Raw genomic sequence first — 1531 nt, 5'->3', positions numbered from 1 at the left:
CTGCGGGCCCGGGTTGCGGTGGTGACGTGTCGGACTGTTCTCGCGGTGGGCCGATGCGGGTGGCGGGATCGGTGGCGCAGTGCTTGCCAGCCGGACTGGTCCAGTTGAGGGTGCCGTCGGGGTCGGCGCTGGCGTTCCAGGCGGAGTAGTGCTTGAGGTTGTGGTGAGCGGGGCAGAGGTGGTGCAGGTTGGTGGCGGTGGTGGGGCCGCCGAATTGTTTGTCGCGGGTGTGGTCGAGGTCGCTGTGCCCGGCGGAGCGGTTGCAGCCGGGGAACCGGCAGGTCCCATCACGCAGGCGCAGGTATTTCTTCAGGCTTGCCGGCACCCGGAATGGTTCTGCGCTGACGTCGAGCACGATGCCGGTGTGCGGGTGCGTGAGGATGCGCAGAAAACTCGTGGCGGTTCCCGCCAGCCGGCGGGCGACCTCCGGGGCGATCGGCCCGTACCCTTCGAGTTCGCCCGGCTCCTCGCTCGTCCCCATCAGGGTGAGGACCGGCACGGTGATGTTGACGTTGGCCGTCACGCCGGCGCCGAGTCCGGTGCTGGTGACCCCCTNAATGGTTCTGCGCTGACGTCGAGCACGATGCCGGTGTGCGGGTGCGTGAGGATGCGCAGAAAACTCGTGGCGGTTCCCGCCAGCCGGCGGGCGACCTCCGGGGCGATCGGCCCGTACCCTTCGAGTTCGCCCGGCTCCTCGCTCGTCCCCATCAGGGTGAGGACCGGCACGGTGATGTTGACGTTGGCCGTCACGCCGGCGCCGAGTCCGGTGCTGGTGACCCCCTGGGCGAGCAGGTCGACGGCGACATCGGCGCGGAGTTGGCTGAGCGTGCGGGGCTCGTCGGGGCCTTGGAGGCTGATGGCGGTGTCGGTGATGCGGGTGTAGATGCCGTGAAGGTCTTCACCGGCGGCGCGCAGCCAGAGCGTGGCCATGCCGTCTTTGTCTGGAAAGAACAGGACCTTACGGTCGGCCAGGCACTTCGTGCGCCGGACGGTGATGCTGTCGGGGTGAAACCGTTCCCGCAGTTTACGAGCCTTGCCGTCAAACTGCGCCGGAGTGAGCGTGCGGGCGTGCGGCAGGAGCACCGCCTCCAGCTCGGCTCGGGCGGGCTGGGGCACGGAGTCGAGCTGGTCCAGCACCCGTCGCGCATGCCGCAGGGAGATGTCCCCGGTGCGGAGCGCATCCAGGGTCTGCGGACGGGACTCGACCAGCACCCGGCTCTCGTGCAGGAGACCGGACGCGGTGCCGGCAGGGATGCGCAGCGCACACGCCATCTCCGCGACCAGGCCCTGCTGGGCGGCGAAAGTGGCATCCCAGTCGTGTTCGTGTTGCGGCCCAGCCTGCGGCCGGCCGGTTTCGGCGGTGTTGGTGGTGTAATCCCACGCCTCGGTAAGAACCTCAGCCTTGCTCGCCTGTGCCCAGGCAATGACCCTCTCGAAATAGAGCACCCGGTCGACGAACTGCACCTGCCTGCGCTGGAACGGGTTCACGTCAGTGAGCAAGTCCCGCGCAGCTAGGTCAGCGGCAGCCGGG

At 69.0% G+C, this 1531-nt stretch carries 2 protein-coding genes; both read right to left on the bottom strand.

Going from position 1 to position 1531, the window contains the following annotated elements; translation table 11 throughout:
• Positions 1-523, bottom strand: a 523-nt coding sequence (locus E3T39_RS09785) for an HNH endonuclease signature motif containing protein (protein ID WP_134514832.1), incomplete at its 3' end; no start/stop codon positions are given.
• Positions 520-1272: a DUF222 domain-containing protein gene (locus E3T39_RS09780; RefSeq protein ID WP_478213415.1), complete on the bottom strand. Its 753-nt coding sequence runs from the start codon at positions 1270-1272 to the stop codon at positions 520-522. The genes E3T39_RS09785 and E3T39_RS09780, both read right to left, overlap by 4 nt.
• Positions 1273-1531: the final 259 nt, after the last annotated feature.

The organism is Cryobacterium suzukii, assembly GCF_004403185.1.
Taxonomy (GTDB): Bacteria; Actinomycetota; Actinomycetes; order Actinomycetales; family Microbacteriaceae; genus Cryobacterium; species Cryobacterium suzukii.
Note: the sequence above shows the minus strand (reverse complement) of the source record. Positions and strands in the feature narration are given on the sequence as shown.